Source organism: Ramlibacter sp. (assembly GCF_050250995.1).
Lineage (GTDB): Bacteria > Pseudomonadota > Gammaproteobacteria > Burkholderiales > Burkholderiaceae_C > Ramlibacter.
Map to the genome: position 1 here is coordinate 1 of NZ_JBFWNP010000030.1, position 16,913 is coordinate 16,913.

22 protein-coding genes are annotated in these 16,913 nt (G+C 63.5%); 20 read left to right on the top strand and 2 right to left on the bottom strand.

Going from position 1 to position 16,913, the window contains the following annotated elements:
* Window positions 1-138 precede the first annotated feature (138 nt).
* The 12 genes from AB7E83_RS18025 (at window position 139) to AB7E83_RS18080 (ending at window position 9,557) form a co-directional block, all read left to right on the top strand.
* Entirely contained in the window at window positions 139-660 is a 522-nt protein-coding gene (locus AB7E83_RS18025; RefSeq protein ID WP_428571903.1) for an ATP-dependent nuclease, read from the top strand.
* Window positions 661-903: 243 nt separating this feature from the next.
* A complete protein-coding gene (locus AB7E83_RS18030; RefSeq protein WP_428571982.1) occupies window positions 904-1,788 on the top strand; it encodes an ATP-dependent nuclease in 885 nt (294 codons plus the stop codon).
* 61 nt (window positions 1,789-1,849) lie between these two features.
* Window positions 1,850-2,131 carry a YlcI/YnfO family protein gene (locus tag AB7E83_RS18035; protein WP_428571905.1) on the top strand — a complete coding sequence of 94 codons (282 nt, stop codon included), beginning with the start codon at window positions 1,850-1,852 and terminating at the stop codon, window positions 2,129-2,131.
* Entirely contained in the window at window positions 2,128-2,448 is a 321-nt protein-coding gene (locus tag AB7E83_RS18040; protein WP_428571907.1) for a type II toxin-antitoxin system RelE/ParE family toxin, read from the top strand. The genes AB7E83_RS18035 and AB7E83_RS18040 overlap by 4 nt, the downstream gene beginning before the upstream one ends.
* 55 nt (window positions 2,449-2,503) lie before the next feature.
* Window positions 2,504-3,214: a FadR/GntR family transcriptional regulator gene (locus tag AB7E83_RS18045; RefSeq protein ID WP_428571909.1), complete on the top strand. Its 711-nt coding sequence runs from the start codon at window positions 2,504-2,506 to the stop codon at window positions 3,212-3,214.
* Window positions 3,215-3,347: 133 nt separating this feature from the next.
* On the top strand, window positions 3,348-4,094 hold the full coding sequence (locus AB7E83_RS18050) for an SDR family NAD(P)-dependent oxidoreductase (RefSeq protein ID WP_428571910.1): 747 nt from the start codon (window positions 3,348-3,350) through the stop codon (window positions 4,092-4,094).
* 25 nt (window positions 4,095-4,119) lie between these two features.
* The gene (locus tag AB7E83_RS18055) at window positions 4,120-5,205 is read left to right on the top strand and encodes an ABC transporter ATP-binding protein (protein ID WP_428571912.1); all 1,086 of its coding nucleotides are present in this window, start codon (window positions 4,120-4,122) and stop codon (window positions 5,203-5,205) included.
* Entirely contained in the window at window positions 5,202-6,074 is an 873-nt protein-coding gene (locus tag AB7E83_RS18060; RefSeq protein WP_428571914.1) for an ABC transporter permease, read from the top strand. The genes AB7E83_RS18055 and AB7E83_RS18060 overlap by 4 nt, the downstream gene beginning before the upstream one ends.
* Window positions 6,071-6,874 carry an ABC transporter permease gene (locus AB7E83_RS18065; RefSeq protein WP_428571915.1) on the top strand — a complete coding sequence of 268 codons (804 nt, stop codon included), beginning with the start codon at window positions 6,071-6,073 and terminating at the stop codon, window positions 6,872-6,874. The genes AB7E83_RS18060 and AB7E83_RS18065 overlap by 4 nt, the downstream gene beginning before the upstream one ends.
* Before the next feature lie 35 nt (window positions 6,875-6,909).
* A complete protein-coding gene (locus AB7E83_RS18070) occupies window positions 6,910-7,956 on the top strand; it encodes an extracellular solute-binding protein (protein ID WP_428571916.1) in 1,047 nt (348 codons plus the stop codon).
* A 34-nt stretch (window positions 7,957-7,990) separates the two neighbouring features.
* Window positions 7,991-8,449, top strand: coding sequence for a VOC family protein (locus tag AB7E83_RS18075; RefSeq protein WP_428571918.1), 459 nt, complete (start codon window positions 7,991-7,993; stop codon window positions 8,447-8,449).
* 22 nt (window positions 8,450-8,471) lie between these two features.
* Window positions 8,472-9,557, top strand: coding sequence for an aldo/keto reductase (locus AB7E83_RS18080; protein ID WP_428571919.1), 1,086 nt, complete (start codon window positions 8,472-8,474; stop codon window positions 9,555-9,557).
* Here the strand turns inward: AB7E83_RS18080 and AB7E83_RS18085 are convergent.
* Entirely contained in the window at window positions 9,554-9,829 is a 276-nt protein-coding gene (locus tag AB7E83_RS18085; RefSeq protein ID WP_428571920.1) for a chorismate mutase, read from the bottom strand. The genes AB7E83_RS18080 and AB7E83_RS18085 overlap by 4 nt on opposite strands.
* A gap of 134 nt (window positions 9,830-9,963) precedes the next feature.
* Between AB7E83_RS18085 and AB7E83_RS18090 the strand changes: the two genes are divergently transcribed.
* On the top strand, window positions 9,964-10,326 hold the full coding sequence (locus AB7E83_RS18090) for a hypothetical protein (RefSeq protein WP_428571922.1): 363 nt from the start codon (window positions 9,964-9,966) through the stop codon (window positions 10,324-10,326).
* Window positions 10,327-10,336: 10 nt separating this feature from the next.
* On the opposite strand, the gene AB7E83_RS18095 is transcribed toward AB7E83_RS18090, so the two are convergent.
* Window positions 10,337-10,894 (bottom strand): dihydrofolate reductase family protein, encoded by a 558-nt coding sequence (locus AB7E83_RS18095; protein WP_428571924.1) that lies wholly within the window; start codon window positions 10,892-10,894, stop codon window positions 10,337-10,339.
* Between the two features lie 61 nt (window positions 10,895-10,955).
* Here AB7E83_RS18095 and AB7E83_RS18100 point away from each other — a divergent pair, with 61 nt between their 5' ends.
* The 7 genes from AB7E83_RS18100 (at window position 10,956) to AB7E83_RS18130 (ending at window position 16,711) form a co-directional block, all read left to right on the top strand.
* Complete coding sequence (locus AB7E83_RS18100) at window positions 10,956-11,237, top strand: YlcI/YnfO family protein (protein WP_428571926.1); 282 nt, start codon at window positions 10,956-10,958, stop codon at window positions 11,235-11,237.
* Window positions 11,234-11,554: a type II toxin-antitoxin system RelE/ParE family toxin gene (locus AB7E83_RS18105; protein WP_428571928.1), complete on the top strand. Its 321-nt coding sequence runs from the start codon at window positions 11,234-11,236 to the stop codon at window positions 11,552-11,554. Before AB7E83_RS18100 ends, AB7E83_RS18105 begins: the two co-directional genes overlap by 4 nt.
* A gap of 144 nt (window positions 11,555-11,698) precedes the next feature.
* Complete coding sequence (locus AB7E83_RS18110) at window positions 11,699-12,406, top strand: pseudouridine synthase (RefSeq protein ID WP_428571929.1); 708 nt, start codon at window positions 11,699-11,701, stop codon at window positions 12,404-12,406.
* Between the two features lie 373 nt (window positions 12,407-12,779).
* Window positions 12,780-14,243 carry an EVE domain-containing protein gene (locus tag AB7E83_RS18115; protein ID WP_428571931.1) on the top strand — a complete coding sequence of 488 codons (1,464 nt, stop codon included), beginning with the start codon at window positions 12,780-12,782 and terminating at the stop codon, window positions 14,241-14,243.
* A complete protein-coding gene (locus AB7E83_RS18120) occupies window positions 14,212-14,670 on the top strand; it encodes a hypothetical protein (protein WP_428571932.1) in 459 nt (152 codons plus the stop codon). Before AB7E83_RS18115 ends, AB7E83_RS18120 begins: the two co-directional genes overlap by 32 nt.
* An 81-nt stretch (window positions 14,671-14,751) precedes the next feature.
* A complete protein-coding gene (locus AB7E83_RS18125) occupies window positions 14,752-14,985 on the top strand; it encodes a hypothetical protein (protein WP_428571933.1) in 234 nt (77 codons plus the stop codon).
* A gap of 25 nt (window positions 14,986-15,010) precedes the next feature.
* A complete protein-coding gene (locus AB7E83_RS18130; protein WP_428571935.1) occupies window positions 15,011-16,711 on the top strand; it encodes an RNA-directed DNA polymerase in 1,701 nt (566 codons plus the stop codon).
* Window positions 16,712-16,913: the final 202 nt, after the last annotated feature.

A 16,913-nucleotide genomic window follows, 5' to 3' on the forward strand; every position in this document is an offset into this window, starting at 1 on the left:
TTGAATCTGCGTACATACCCGTCCAGGGCGCCTCCAGCGGCCTGGCAGGGGCCTGAAAACACTGAGAGAATCAAGCCAATACCGAATTCAGAAAACCGCCTCGCACACGAAAAATCGGACACTCCCCCAGGGAGAGCTATGGCGCGAATCCGCCGCTTAGAAATCCGCAACTTCCGTTCAATCCAAGTTCTCGATTGGTATCTCTCGGCCGGCATTAACTGTCTCGTCGGCCCGGGTGACGGTGGCGGGTCCACCATCATCGACGCCATTGACCTCTGTGTAGGCGCTCGCAGTAGCGCGCCGTTTGGAGACACGGACTTCTTCCAGCTGGACGTTACCCAGCCCATTGTCATCCCCGTGACGCTTGGCGGTCTTTCCGACGAGTTGAAGAACCTGGAGAGCCACGCTGAATTCTTGCGCGGCTACGACTCTGCGACCGTTCGAGTGGAAGATGAGCCCCGTGCTCACATCGAAACGGTTCTGACCCTACGCCTGAAGGTCACGAGCGACCTCGAGCCCTCGTGGACGCCGTTCTCCGAACGCGCTGAGCAACAGGCCCTAGAGCGGATTCTTGCCTGGAAGTCCGAACCGCGCTCGCGCCGGCGCGCATCGGGAGCTACGCAAACACAAACCTGTCCTGGACCCGGGGCTAGGTCCTGATCGCCTGACCGACGAGCAGCCCAACCTCGGGGCGGAGCTTGCGCGCGCAGCGCGTGAGGCGCGAGCGAACTTCGGGAACCAGGCAGGCGCCCAACTCGCGTCCACCCTTCAGCGAGTTACCCAGACTGCAAACTTGCTTAGTGTCCCCGTCGGCCCGTCGGCCCAAGCCTTGCTGGACGCACATTCGGTCTCCATCGGGGATGGCGCCATTGCCCTACACAACGCCGAAGGTGTTCCTCTGCGATCGCTGGAACCGGTTCATCACGCCTGCTCATCGCCGGCCTGCAACGGATGGCCGCTGGCACCGCGACGATTGCGTTGGTCGACGAAGTCGAATACGGTCTTGAGCCTCACCGCTTGACCCGCCTTCTGGACTCGATGGGCGTCAAAGATCCAGCATGGCCGCTACAGGTCTTCATGACAAGTCACTCGCCAGTGGCCGTCCGCGAACTCTCAGGAAACCAGGTCTGCGTCGTCCGTGCTCACGCGGGGCAGCACTACGTTCTGGAGGTAGGCATCGCCGATGATGTCCAAAGCACTCTTCGCGCGGACCCGGAAGCGTTCCTGGCCAAGTCGGTCGTCGTCTGCGAGGGTGCCAGCGAGGTCGGCCTGGCGCGTGGGTTGGACCAGTTCTGGGTCGGCAAGGGTAGGCCATCTTTCTTCGCTTTGGGCGGCGCCTACGTCGACGTTGGCGGAAGCAACCCGGATTGGTGCTTCACCCGTGGCATGGCGCTCCTGCGGCTCGGCTACCGCGTACTCGTCTTCGTAGACGCAGACAACGCCCCGACCCCCGAGGTCGTTGCAGGCTACCAATCGCTGGGCGGCCAAACACTTACCTGGCGAGCCGGGCGCGCGCTCGAGGATGAATTGTTCCGCAGCCTCGGCGATGGCGCCATCGACGCCCTTCTCGAGAAGGCCATCGAAGTAGTCGGGCGGGATCTGGTGGAGGCGCACATCGCGTCCAAGTCGATCGGACAGCGAACCCTCGATGCCGTGGAACTAGACCGCCGCCTGATGGTGTCGCGCGCCGGCCAGGTGTTCGATGCGTCGGGCGCCATGGTGGACGAGAAGATGAAGGAGCAGCTGAAGCAGTTCCTGCAAGGTTTCGTCGATTCGCTGGGCCGCTAGCGCGGCGGCCGCCGGAAGCGCTGAGCGCCTGCTTGCAGCGCATCTGCGATACACTGGCCGCATGAAGAACGCCACGATCCCTTCCGTCCGCGTCGAGCCGGAATTTCGTGCCGAGGTCGAGGCTGTCCTTGGCGAAGGCGAAACCTTGTCGCAGTTCGTCGAATCTTCGATTCGGGCCGGCGTGGAGCGCAGGCGCATTCAGTCTGAATTCATCGCGCGTGGGCTTCGATCTCGCGATGCAGCTCGCCGAAGCGGAGACTACGTGGACGCGGAAGTCGTGCTTGCCGACTTGCAGCGCAAGCTGGTGGCGGCTCGCAAACGGCCTGCCAAGCATCGAAATTGAGCTTCCGGGTACGCCTCACTCGAGACGCCGCGCAGGACCTCGAGCGTTTGTTCGACTTCATCATCGAACGAGAGATTGCGCGCGACAGTGGCGGCGACCTGGATCTTGCCCAACGAGCTCTCGATGCAGTTCGAGCAGGTATCGCGACCTCGCAGACGTCGCCTTTCACCTGCCGGAAGGCAGGCGGCAACGCATTCCTGCGTGAACTGGTGATCTCGTTCGGCCGTTCAGGCTACCTCGCCTTGTTCGAAATCGAGGATGCCGAAAACATCTCGGTTGTCGCTGTCCGGCATCAGCTCGAAGACGATTACCACTGAGCGCGCGGGATATCGTCGATTGCGACAAGCCCCTGAAACGCGATAAGGTTGACCCATGAAGTCGTCCGCCCGTTCCACCGGCGCCCCCGTGGCCGCGAACCCGCTGGCCGACCTTCTCACCTCCGCCACCTACCCGCTGCACAGCCGCCTGCCGCCGGAGCGCGAACTCGCGGAAACGCTCAATCTTCCGCGCGGCAAAGTCCGCCAGGCCTTGAAGCAGCTGGAAGACGAGGGCCGCATCTGGCGCCGCGTCGGCATGGGCACCTTCGTCGGCGGCCGGCCGCGATCCATCCAATCTCGGCCCGAATCGCTCGGTGGCGCGACGACCCTCAATGAACTGTTCGAGATGCGCTCGCTGGTCGAGCCGATCGTGGCGGGTCTCGCGGCGCTGCGGGCCGAGGAGGCGGACATCGCCATGATGCGGCAGTACTCGGCGCGCGCGGACACGTCGACCAACTGGGCCGATTGGGAGAGGTGGGACGAGCTGCTGCACCGGGCCATCGTCGAGGCGAGCGGCAACGGCCTCTTGATCAACACCATCGACCAGCTCCTGCGCATCAAGGCGCACCCGCGCTGGACCATCAAGCGGGCCTCCGCATTCGACCCCGCCCTGACGGCGCGCTACGGACGCGAACACGCCGCCGTCATCCACTGCATCGCCGAGCGCGACAGCGAGGGCGCCAAGGCAGCCATGCACCAGCACATGCTGGGCGTGAGCACGACCGTGGGTCCCGCCATCTCCAACCGGTCCCAGCGAAGCAGCTGACCGGCGTCGCCGTCAATCTTCCGCAACGCTGAACCAATCCCGCGATTGGTTCGAATCGGGCGCGCCCACCGCGCCTTCCAAAGATATTCTTGCCTCAGCGTGCAAGACGACCCACACAAGGAAACACGTTCAAATGAATTTCGGCCTGAATGATCGTCACGTCGTGATCGTCGGTGGCAACAGGGGTATCGGCCTGGAGATCGCCAAGGGGTTTCAGGAACAGGGCGCCCGGGTCACGATCACCTCCGAACATGAGAGCGTGTTCGAAGCGCAGGCGGGTTTGAACCAGGGCACCGCGAAAAAGGTGGAGGCGATCCAGTTCGACATCACCGACCGCGACGCCGTCGATGCGGCGTTCGCCAGGCTCGGTTCCATCGACGTTCTCGTCAACAACTCGGGTGTGTTCTGGGACACGCCCTCCGACGACCGGTCGGCGAAGAACTACGACACCTTCGTCAAGCAACTGATGATCAACGTCGTCGGCACCTGGTGGTGCGCGATGGCGGCGGTGCCGCACATGAAGGACGGCGGGCGGATCATCTTCACGTCGTCGATCTCCGGCCGGCTCGGGTCGCCGAAGCACTCCGGCTACGCCGCGTCCAAGCACGCGATCCTGGGCATGGTGAAAAGCCTCGCCAAGGACCTCGGCCCGCTGGGGATTTCCGTCAATGCGGTGTGCCCCGGCAGTTCGGCGACCGACACCAACCTCCGGTCCCTGCCGCTCGAGCGTCAGCAGCTCGCGGCGCGGAACATGGCGTTGCATCCCGGCCTGCTCGATCCGGCCGATCACGTCGGCTCCTATCTGTTCCTCGCTTCCGCGGCGGCTGCGCACATCACCGGCCAGACGATCACCGTCGACCGTGGACAGACCTGCATCTGAGCGGATGCGAATGCGGATGCGCGAGATGAAGCCCAGCACGTCCACCGGCGCCGCGATCCGCATTCGCAATCTGCGAAAGGCATTCGGGTCGGCGGTCGCGGTCGACGATGTGTCGCTCGACGTCGAGCCCGGTGAATTCCTCGCGCTGCTCGGACCGTCGGGTTCGGGCAAGTCGACGATCCTCATGAGCATCGCGGGCTTCGAGAGCCCCACCAGCGGACAGATCCTGATGGACGGCGTGGACTGCACCCACATCGCGCCCCACCGCAGGAACGTGGGCATGGTCTTCCAGAACTACACGCTGTTCCCGCATCTGAGCGTGCTGGACAACGTGGCGTTCCCGCTGAAGATGCGCGGCCTCGCGAAAGCCGAGCGGCATGCGCAGGCGGAGCAGGCGCTCAAGAGCGTTCACCTCGGGGGCTACGGCGCGCGCATGCCGCACCAGCTGTCCGGGGGCCAGCAGCAGCGCGTCGCGCTGGCGCGGGCCATCGTCTACAAGCCGCGGCTGCTCCTGATGGACGAGCCGTTCTCCGCGCTCGACAAGAAGCTGCGCCAGGAGATGCGCCTGGAGACCAAGCGGCTGCACGCGGAACTCGGCCTGAGCGTCGTCTTCGTCACGCACGACCAGGAGGAAGCGCTGACGATGTCCGACCGCGTGGCGGTGCTGAAGGACGGACGCCTGCAGCAGATCGGCTCCGCGCACGACCTGTACGAGCGCCCCGTGAACCTGTTCGTCGCCGGCTTCATCGGCGACATGAATTTCATCCCCGCGACGTTCACCGGCGAGTGCGTGCGGCTTCCCGGCGGCGAAGCGTGGAGCGTGCCGCCGGCAGCGGTCGTCGGCGAACTCTCCCCCGGCTCCGCCACCGTGGCGATCCGGCCGGAGCGGCTGTCGCTCGCGGCGAACCCCGGCGACCTCCGCCTGGCGGGCCGGGTGACGGACGTCATCTACTCCGGCGCGGACACCCTCGTCCTGGCGACGCTCGAGGACGGCACGCCCATCCAGGCGCGCACGAGCAGCCTCGACCGGCACCGGCATCGCGTCGGGGACGCCATCGCGCTGCATTGCCCGACCGATGCGCCCCTCGTCTACGGGGCGGCCAGCGCATGAACGCCGTGTCGCGCATCTTCCAGCCCGATGGCCGCAACCTGTCGAGCGGCGGGTTCGCGCTGCTCGTCGCGCCCTTCTTCACGCTGATGCTGCTGGTCTTCCTGTATCCGATGCTGTCCCTGCTGTCCGCATCGGTCCTGGAGCCCGAGCCCACCGTGGCGCACTACGAGCGCGCGCTCACGGACCCCGTCTTCGTCGGCATCCTGCTGCGCACGCTGCAGATCGGCTTCACGGTGGCGGTCGCATCGCTCCTCATGGCCTACCCCGTCGCGCTCCTCATGGCGCGTTCGAGCGGCCCGAAGTCGATCCTGATCACCGCGTGCATCGTGCTGCCGATGTGGTCCTCGGTCCTGGTGCGGACCACGGCCTGGGCGGTGCTGCTGCAGCGCAACGGGCTGGTCAACGAAGCCCTGCAGTTCCTCCACCTCACCGACGGGCCGCTGAAGCTGCTCTACACGCGCACGGCCGTCGTGCTGGCCATGACGCACGTGCTGCTTCCGCTCATGGTGCTGCCGATCTACGGGTCGCTCCGGTCCATTCCGGTCAACTACGACCGCGCCGCCGAGATCATGGGCGCGAGCCCCTTGCGACGCTTCCTCGAGGTCACCCTGCCGCTGTCGATGCCGGGCGTGCTGACCGGCTTCCTCATGGTCTTCCTGATCTCGCTGGGCTACTTCATCACGCCCGCGCTGCTCGGCTCGCCGCAGGAAATGATGGTGTCCACCCTCATCTCGCAGCAGATCACCATGCTGCTCGACTGGCCCTTCGGCGCCGCGCTCGTGGGCGTCCTGACGCTCTTCGTCCTGTTCGTGGTCCTCGCGTTCGGAAAGTTCGCGCGATTCGACAAGCTGATGGGAGGCGCGGTGTGAACGTCCGATTGCTCGCGCTGAACATCTACGTCTGCGCCGTGCTCGCGTTCGTCCTCGTGCCGATCCTCGTGATCTTGCCGATGGCGTTCAGCAACACCTCCTACCTGACGTTTCCGCCGAAGGGCTTTTCTTTCCGCTGGTTCATCGAGTTCTTCAGCAACTCGCGCTGGATGGGCGCGGCCGCCTTCAGCCTCACCATCGCGTTCTGCGTCGCCCTCGTGACCTCGGTGGTCGGCACGATGACCAGCTATGCGATGGTCCGCGGCGGCGGCCGCCTCGCCACGGTCTTCCGCATCACCCTCATGCTGCCGGTGATCGTGCCGCACGTCGCGCTGGCGGTGGCGCTCTACCTCGTCTTCCAGAAGGTGGGGCTGATGGGCACGACGGCGGGCTACGTCCTGGCGCATTCGGTCATCGCCATGCCCTTCACCGTCTTCACGGTGAGCGCGGCGCTGTCGCGCATCGATCCCGCGCTCGAGTCCGCGGCCATGAGTTGCGGCGCAACCCGGTTCGACGCGTTTCGCCTGGTCACCCTGCCGAACATCCTTCCGAACGTGTTCTCGGGCGCGCTCTTCGCTTTCATCATCTCCTTCGACGAACCCGTCATCACCTACTTCCTGGCGGGCGCCCGCGACAAGACGCTGCCCCGGATGATGTTCGACGACATCCAGATGAACATCACGCCGATGCTCGCCGCCATCGCCGTGCTCCTGACCGGCCTGTCCATCGCCGTCCTGCTGTCCGCGGCGCTTCTTCAACGTCGCTCGCGGACGGGAAGCCCGAGCGAACCATCCACTTAGCCTTAGCCCTAGCCCTAGCCCGAGGAGTCTCCGACATGCGTCTCTTGAACCGAATCCTGCAAGGCGCCGCCTTGCTCACGCTGATCGCCGCAGGCGCTGTCGCCTCGGCGGACGAAATCGTCGTCGCCGCCAATGGCGGGACGATGCGCGAAGCCCGCGACGATTTCTACTTCAAGCCCTTCACCAAGAAGACGGGCACGAAGGTGATCCCGTTCGACATCGAGATCTACGACCAGTGGGCGCGCGTGAAGGCGATGCAGCGCACCGGCAAGTACGAGTTCGACATCGTCAACGCCTCGGCCGCCGACCTGATCCTGCACCGCGACATCCTCGCGCCGATGAACTGCGCGTCGCTGCCCAACGTGAAGAAGGCGCTGCCGGGTGCGTGCGATCCCTACGCCATGTCCAGCCATGCGGGCGCGCTCCTGCTGATGTACAACAAGGACGTCTTCAAGAGCAGGGCGCCGAGGACGTGGGCGGACTTCTGGGACGTCAAGGCCTTCCCCGGCCCGCGTGCCCTGCCGGACTCCGGCGACCGCGCGTGGTGGGTGCCCGCTGCCGCGCTGCTGGCCGACGGCGTGAAGAAGGAAAACCTGTTTCCGCTGGATCTCGACCGCGCCTACCGGAAGATGGACCAGATCAAGCCGCACATCAACGTGTGGTGGAAGACGGCCGCGCAGATGATGCAGATCGTGCGGGACAAGGAGATCGTCATGACCATGGGCTTCTCCGGCCGTGCGTTCACCGCCATCCAGGACGGCGCGCCCTTCGACATCTCGTGGGAAGGCGCCCTGCACGACCAGGGCTATCTCGCGGTGCTCAAGGACGCGCCGAACCGCAGGAAGGCCATCGAGTTCCTCGACTTCATGATCGGCGAGGTCGACGGGCAGGTGAACTTCATGAACAAGATCAACTATTCCACGTTCACGCAGGCGGCCCTGGACAAGGTGCCGCCGGCGCGCCTGAAGTTCTACGCCACGGTCCCCGAGAACGCGGCCAAGGTCGCGCGCCCGGACTGGGAATGGATCGCGAAGAACCAGGGGATGCTCAACGACCGTTTCAACAAGTGGATCACCCGCTAAGGACGGATTCCGCCGCTTCATGAATGCCAACGAGATGAACGCACTTTCCCTCGACCACTACAACGTCTACTGCAAGGATCTCGCGGCGAGCGTGCATTTCTACGAGCGGTACGTCGGACTCCGGATCGGCGACCGCCCGCCCCTGCCTTTCCCGGGCGCCTGGCTGTACGCGGACGACAAGGCCGTGCTGCATCTCATCGCGGAGTCGGGGCGGCAGGACGAGGGCAGCGGGGCCATCGATCATGTGTCCATCAACTGCTCGGGCATCCGGTCGGCCATCGACCGGATCAAGGCCGACAACCTGCCGGTGGACGTTCGGCTGGTGCCGGGCATGCAGCTGCAGCAGGTGTTCATCCGCGATCCGGACGGCGTGCTCATCGAGCTGAACTTCCGGGACGAACCGCAGGTGGAAGAGCTCGCGAATTTCGATGCGGCGACGGAAGACCCGCGCAAGCGCGAACGGCCGGGCTCGCGTTCGGCATCGCGGGGCTGAGGCGCATTCGGGGAGGATTCGCATGGAATATCGCAGACTCGGCGCTTCGGGATTGATGGTGCCGGCCCTCAGCTACGGCACGGGCACCTTCATTCCGCCCGGCACGCCGGGCCGCACGGGGATCGAGCCCGATGCGGCCCGCCGGATCGTCGACGCGTGCATCGACACGGGCATCACCATGTTCGACACGGCGAGCACCTACGGAGGCGGCTATTCCGAGGAGGTGCTCGGCGCCGCGATCAAGGGTCGCCGGGACAAGGTGATCGTCTCGACCAAGGCGGGCCAGCCCGCGGGAGCCGGCCCGAACGAGCTGGGACTGTCCCGCGCCAACCTCACCGCCGCTATCGAACGTTCGCTGCGCCGACTCGGCACCGACTACATCGACGTGTTCCAGTGCCATGTTCACGACCCGATGACGCCCGTCGAGGAGACGCTCTCGACGCTCGACGGCTTCGTCCGCGCCGGCAAGATCCGCTACATCGGTGTGTCCAACTTCTCGGCCTGGTATCTGATGAAGGCGCTGGCGGCAGCCGAGAAGCACCACTTCACGCGCTACGTCGTCCAGCAGGTCTACTACTCGCTGATCGGCCGCGACTACGAACTCGAACTCATGCCGCTTGCCCGCGACCAGGGGCTGGGTGCCGCGGTATGGAGCCCGCTCGGCTGGGGCCGATTGACGGGCAAGGTCCGGCGCGGCGGCGTGATGCCTGAAGCGACGAGCCGCCTGCACGCAACCTGGGATCTCGGCCCGCCCGTCGAGAACGAGGCCCTGTTCAGCGCGATCGACGTGCTGGAGCAGCTGGCGGAGGAGACGGGCAAGTCGATCTCGCAGATCGCCCTCAACTGGCTGCTGCAGCGACCCACCGTCTCCACCGTCATCGTCGGCGCGCGCAACGAAGCCCAGTTGCACGAGAACGCGGGCGCCGTCGGCTGGAACCTCACCGCGGAACAGGTGGCCCGGCTCGATGCCGCGAGCCCGGTGCGTCCGCTGTATCCGAACTGGTTCCACGAGGATTTCGAGTTCGACCGGGCGCGGGACCGATCGCAACCGGCGCCTCGCGACAGGCGACCGATTGCCGGAAGATCGCTTCCTGTAGAAAAGCCCTAGTTCGCGGAGAGCCGTTCGGCGATCACCTGCTTCACGATCGTATCGATCAAGGTAGCAGCCATGCCCTCGTCGAGGCCGGCCCGAACGCATTGTTCGACGAAACTCTTTTTCTGATCCTGGACGCGGGTCGGGTCGTAAGGGGCCTGGCCATTTTTCTTCTTGATCGCGCCGATCTCGCGCGAGCGTTCGAAGCGCCGACTCAGCAGGGCGACCAGTTGCTCGTCGAGGCTGTCGATCTCGGCCATCAGGGACGGCATGTCTTGCGCGTGCATCGAATTCACTCCTGGCAAGCTTGCATGCTACATCTCGCAGTCAATTTGCTGGGACCCGATTCGTCGGAATCCTCGCTCATTACCGGTTCTTCTGCTTCGACGCAGTCGCACGAATCATCAGGCATGCTCCACGCATGCAACTCGAGTACCTGCTTTTCGATACGTCCGACGAAGAGGACGGCGCCTGCAGCTTCGATGCGTTGGCATCGGTCCTTGCGACACACCGGGCGGGCCTGGGCGCCGAAGTCGAGGCGGTGCTCGGCTGGGCCTATCGCGCCTTCGGCTCTCCGTTGGCCGACCAGGACGGCGGCGACTGGGATTTCGACTTGCAGGCGGTCGACGACGATGACGAGCCGCTGGCGATCGCCTACGACGTCGCGCGCGGCCAGGTCGCCATGCCGCAAGGTTGCGGGCGCGTCACGGTGGCGCTCACCTTGAGCGGATCGCGTGCATTCGCGGACGCCTTCCGCGAGGCATTTGCGAACGATTCGGATTGAAGGCCCGGCCTCAGTTCGCGCGCCGATAGTGAACGGCGACGGCGCCGCATCGCAGTGGTTTCGAGGAAACGAGTTCGAGCTTTCGCGTACCTGGCAGCCCGTCCGCATACAGGGTCGGGCCATGCCCGGCGATTCGCGGCTGGATGAGGAACCGATACTCGTCGATCAGACCCAGCCGGTCCAGCTCGGTTGCGAGCTTGCCGCTACCGAGCAGCACGCCTTCCGGGGTCGCGTCCTTGAGCTTCAGCACGCCCGCTCGTAGGTCGCCCTCGACATGATGACTGTTCGTCCAGGCGAAGTCCTTGCGCGTCGACGACACCACGTACTTCGGCTTTGCTTCCAGCTTGACGGCCCACTCGCGTATCGCAGGCGGCGCTTCGACGTCGCCACGCGCGACGGCAGGCCAGTAGCTCTCCATCATCTCGTAGGTCACGCGCCCCCACAGCATGGCGCCGTGCTCGTCCATGAGGCGAGTGAAGAAGCCGTGCGTCTCGTCGTCGGCAATACCCTCCTGGTGGTCGACGCAGCCGTCGAGGGTGACGTTGAGGCAAAAGGTCAGGTGTCCCACGGGGTGGAGTCTATTCGAGCGCCGTGGTCGTGGTGCAGCGCATCTGCGATACACTGACCGAATGAAGAATGCCACGATCCCTTCCGTCCGCGTGGAGCCGGAATTTCGTGCCGAAGTGGAAGCCGTGCTTGGCGAGGGCGAGACATTGTCGCAGTTCGTGGAAGCATCGGTTCGTGCGGGCGTGGAGCGGCGTCGCATCCACTCGGAATTCGTCGCACGTGGCCTTCGTTCCCGCGACGCCGCTCGCAGAAGCGGTGACTACGTGGACGCCGAAGTCGTGCTCGCCGACTTGCAACGCAAGCTTGTCGCAGCTCGAAGGCGGCCAGCCCAAAAGCGCAATTGACGTTCCGGGTCCGCCTTACTCGAGATGCGGCGCAGGATCTCGAGCGCCTGTTCGATTTCATCATCGAGCGAGAGATGGCGCGCGATGGCGGCGGCGACCTGGAGCTTGCTCAGCGGGCGCTCGATGCAGTCCGCGCAGGCATCGCGACATTGCAGACTTCGCCATTCACTTGCCGAAAGGCAGGCGGGAATGCATTTCTTCGTGAGCTGATCATCTCATTCGGTCGCTCTGGCTATGTCGCGCTATTCGAAATCGAGGATGCCGAGAACGTCTCGGTCGTCGCTGTTCGGCACCAGTTGGAGGACGACTACCACTAAGCGCGCCGCCTGGCGTTACGAGGCATTGCAACCTCCGGCGGCGATCATCTGACGCCCCACGCCGAGCTACGATGCCAAGATGGCGGTCCATCGAGAAATCCTCGTTTCAGACGGAGCCACCCGCATCGCCCCGACGCGAACGCGATGCTGAAGATCATTCACCTCGACACCGACCTCGTCGCCATCGACAAGCCCGCGGGCCTGCTCGTACATCCGAGCCGGCTCGACGCGCACGAGCGGGAAACGGCGCTCGCGACGCTGGAACGCCAGCTGGGCGAAAAGCTCTTTCCCGTACACCGCCTGGACAAGGCCACGAGCGGCGTGCTTCTTTTCGCGCGCTCGGGCGAGGCAGCGCGCCACTTCGCCGCGGGCCTCGAAGCCACGGAGAAGCGCTACCTCGCGCTCGTGCGCGGCTGGCCGCCGGAGGCGGGCGCCGTCGAACACCCGCTCGCGCGGGACCCCGAGAAACCTTCGGCCGGCCAGCCTCAGCGCGAGGCGCTGACCCGCTACCACCGCCTCGCAACGCACGAGTGGCCGTTCCGCGTGGACGAGCGCCATGCGACGACGCGCACCGCCCTGGTGGAAGCACGACCCATCACCGGCCGCCGGCACCAGCTGCGGCGACACTTCAAGCACATCGCACACCCGATCGTCGGCGATTCGACGCATGGCAAGGGTCCGCTCAACCGCGCGGCCGCGGCTCACTTCGGCGTGCAGCGGCTGTGGCTGCACGCGCTGTCGCTGCGCCTGCCTGGCGGGTTGAGCATCCGGGCGGCGCCGGATGAGGCGTGGGGGCGGTTTCTGGCTGATGGCGATCCAGCGGTCGCGGCATCACCTGATCCGCAATATTGAGCCGCCCGCCGCCATGGGCCTCCCTCACGGCCCTGCAGCCGATGGACAGGTCTGGAAAGTAGGCCGGGACGAAGCTTGGCACGGACCTCGTCGAAAGAGCCTTGCACGGGCGGGTCGCCAATATCACCCACTTCGAAGACTGCACCGGAGATCGCTTGGCTACGCGCACAGGCGAGCAGCTCCTGGTCCGCGTCGATGCCGACGACCAGCGCCCCGCGCGTGACCAGATCGCGGGACTGCAGGCGTCAACACTCAGATGCTCTAACATGCGCGCGAGAAGGCTGCAAAAAATTGAAACCGTTGCGGAACACGCGATGCTCACAAGCGCCCGCGATTGCGCCGCCTTGCGTGAGCAGTACGTTCACCCCGCCGCATGCACTTCCTGCTTGACACCAATGTCCTGATTCCGCTGGAGGATTCAGCCATTCCGCTGAGGGACAGTCTAGCCAACTTCGTTAGGTTGGCCACAGCGAACAAGCACGTGCTGGTATATCACCCGGCTTCGATCGAGGATATTGAGGAAGACAAGAACGACGCCCGCCGCGCACAGACGCTGCAGCGGCTTCGCCAGTACACGAAGCTGGAACACCGGCCGCCTTGTCCATGGAACACGCCGGATACAAAGCGCAATGATGCCGCTGACAATGAAATCCTCTACGCGCTTTCACTGCACGCAGCATCCGCGCTCGTCACGGAGGACCGGCAGATCCACGACAAGGCGAAGGCCAGAGGGCTTCTCGACCGCGTCTTTACGATCCAGACGGCCGAAGACCTGCTGCTGCGCCTGCACGAGACGGTCGGCGTCAGACTGCCGAACATCGAGGAGGTCCCGCTCTACCAGCTGACGCCCCTGCTGGCGTCCAAGTTCTTCGACAGTCTGCGCGATAGCTACGACTTCGACCGGTGGTTTCGGCGAAAGTCTGAAGAGGGGTGTCGCGCATGGGTACATTGGGAGGCGCAGGACAGGCTTGGAGGCATCTGCATCTTTCAGCGTCAGGACAATGAGCGCATCGCGGACGGCGTCACGCTTGAGGGAGCGGCCCTCAAGCTCTCGACCTTCAAGGTGGACCCGGCCTGCCAAGGCCGCAAGGTCGGTGAACTCTTCCTGAAAGCCGCGTTTCAGTTCGCGAGCGTGAATCGCCTCCAGGACATCTTTGTCCACGGCGACGAGGAACGTCACTACTTTCTATTTGAGATGCTCGCCGACTTCGGTTTTAAGCAGGTCGGCCACCATCCCGCATGCGGACGCCGCGACGTCGTCTACCTGAAGCATCACCCGGTTGACGCCCCTACGGCCTCGGTTCCGCCCTTCGAATACCTCCGCTCGTACTTCCCCCACTTCCGCCACGATCCGTCCGTTTCGGCATATGTTGTACCAATCCGGCCTGAATACCACGACATTCTGTTCCCGGATTTCGAAGGCGCATCGACCCAACAGCGGCACCTGTTCCAGCGCGACAACTATGCGGGTAACGCCATCAAAATGGCCTACTTGTGCAAAGCACAGTTAAAGGCAATGAACCCCGGCGACGTCTTGCTCTTCTATCGTTCAGTGGACGAGCATGCCTTGACCAGCATCGGAGTCGTCGAGACCTACGAGACGCTGGCCGATGCCGAGGCGATCGTCGCTCGCGTAAAGCGGCGTACGGTGTATTCCCTCCCGGAGATACAGAAGATGGCAAGCAAGCCTACAAGGGTGATCCTGTTCCGGTTCGTGCGACATCTGACTCAGGCGTTGCCTCTCCAGGAATTACTGGCACGCCGAATCCTTGGCGGGCATCCGCAGAGCATCACAAAGATTTCCCATGACAAGTTCGAAGACATCCTTTACCTTTGAGGGAGATGTCGCGTTGATCTCGGTTCATCCCGTCCACGTCGAGAAAATTATGTCCGGCGAAAAGAACGTGGAATTCAGACGGGTCTGGCCCACTCGAGCAATTAAGACGCTCGTCGTCTATTCCACGCATCCCGAGCAACGGCTTGCCGCAATCGTGCAGGTCGCCAACGTTGTACGTGGTTCGAAGACGGCGCTATGGCAGGTGGCCTTGGCCGAGGGCGGAGGCATCACGCGGCAAGCGCTCTCCGACTATCTGGAAGGGAAGGAGTTTGGCGTCGCTATCCGCCTGGGCGAGCGAGTGAATCTGGGCTCGGGCGTGCTCCCGAGAGAAATTTTTGGCGCGTCCTTTCGGCCCCCACAGTCGTTCCGCTATCTGTCGGATACCGAAAAGGCGAAAGTGCGTGCCGTTGTGGAGGCCGTTCGGTGACTGTCCTCTTTGTCTTTGGGGTGCATGGGCGGGGAAAGCTCCCGCTGTGCTCAGGTCGCGCAGCTTGATGGCTGTCTGCATGTGACGGCCAGCGAGATCATTCGCCGTGCGCGCGCACAAGTGATTGCCTCGACAGGAAAGTTTGTGGCCGATGTGGATGGCAACCAGAAACTGCTTAAGGTTCTCTATCTCGGCATCCTGAGACGCTTCTTCTCAATGCGTCGGATCGAGAACGATTGCGATCCCAGATCAGGCGTTCCTGCGTTCTGGGTCATACTCTGCCTCAGTGCAGAGCGACTCGACGCTCTGCACTGAGGCTCGGGCCTCGGCCTAAGAAGAATTGGAGCTGCACCGCATTGGTATGGACCGACTCGAAAGACTCCTGAACCTGGGCTACCTGCCGTCCCAGTTGCCGCCGGCATTCAAGTCAATCGACTTAGCGTCCCACCATGCCGGCCTGTACGCCATATGGTCCGCTATGCCTTCCAAGGCTGGTGTTCCGACATCGCCAAGGGCGAAGTCGGAATTATTCAGTGTCGCGCGGGCAGGACATCAGCGTCGAGCAACGAGCTTGCCAAACCCTATCGCTCAGACTTTTTTGAGCAAGGCAGTCGTCGACAACTGGGCCAGCATCGTCGTGCATTTCCGCCGCTCGCAGATGAGCGCGAGCCACCCCCGCTTTCGGCGCGACTCCAATCGCGCTGCAAGCTTGCCGTCCATGCAAGGTCTGTACGAGCGACGATTGTTGCAAGGCGCTGGTTACCGGTACGTCCTCCGGACCGATATCTCACGATTCTTTCCGACTATCTACACGCACTCCATTCCGTGGGCCCTGCACGGAAAGTCGGCAGCCAAGAAGACTACGAAAGTCACGCCAAAGTTTTTTGGCAACCTGTTGGACTTGGCAATTCGCCAAGGCCAGGATGGACAGACACTCGGGCTTCCGATCGGCCCGGATACGTCGCACATCATTGCCGAGTGCATCGCGACGTCGATCGACGTCGACCTACGGCGCAGACTGAAAACCAAACTCGCCGGCTTTCGCTACGTCGATGACTACTACCTTTTTTTCGAGACGCACGACGATGCAGAAAGGGCGCTCGCCTACTTGGTACGGAGTCTTCGCGACTTCGAACTTCAAATAAATTTCGAGAAAACTCGGATATGCCGCGTCGACGAACTGGAAGACGACTCGTGGACACTCGCCCTTCGCAGCATATCGATTGCTGCCAATGGTCAGCGACAGCGCTCCGACATCAATCACTATTTCGAGCTGGCGCGCGATCTCGCTAAGCGTCATGCAACCGACGGCGTCATGGTTTATGCCCTGCGCCGCGTCGGCTCGGTGATCTTGCGTCTACAGAACTGGGACGCATTTGAGGCACAACTTTGCTTGGTCGCAGCTGCACATCCCGTAACGCTTCAGTCGATTGCAAGGCTTCTTTCCACGTATTCAAAGTTGGGTTTCCCAATTGGAAAGCTACGCTTGACGCGACTTTTGAACTCGATTATCGCGGAGCACGCGCCACTCGAGCACCACAGCGAGGTCGCATGGTGCCTGTGGATCTGCAAAGAGCTTGGCTTGGCAATGTCGGCCGCAAATGTCGACTCGGTGGCAGCGATGGATTCGTCAATCTGCGCGCTGATTTTGCTGGACCTCCATTCAACCGGGTGTCTACCCAAGACGCCCTCCCCCTCTCGCTGGAAGGCGTTCGAGACAACGAGCGCACTGTGGGAGGAGCAGTGGATGCTCAGCTATGAAGCTGCTGTTCGGGGATGGGGAGGCATGTCGGACGTCCACGTGAGGGCAGATCCGCATTTCGAGGAGTTGCGCACGCGCCAGGTTCGCTTCTACGACACGGGCGCATCTATGGCTCCGATCATTACCCCGAAGCCAGATGCGCTAAAGCGCTACAACTTCGACACCATCGCTCAGTTGCTGGAACTTGACGATCTACACGACGTCTTTGAATACGAGGATGAAGAGGACTCATACGGGAACCCGATCGAGTCCGATGACGAAGACGAACACGATTTCTGACCCTTTCAACTTGCCTAGGAGTGAAAGGCAGCTAAGGTAGCATGGTGTTATGCATAGGCTGGCGAGAGGCTGCGACCTGACCTTAGGCAGACCTAGAGGTCATCCTCGTGGTACTTCCGTCCCCAGTCTGAACCGCTCATCCACCGACAACTGATCTTGCCTGAACCAACGCTGTAGCAGCGTGACGCCAGCTCTCGGCCCG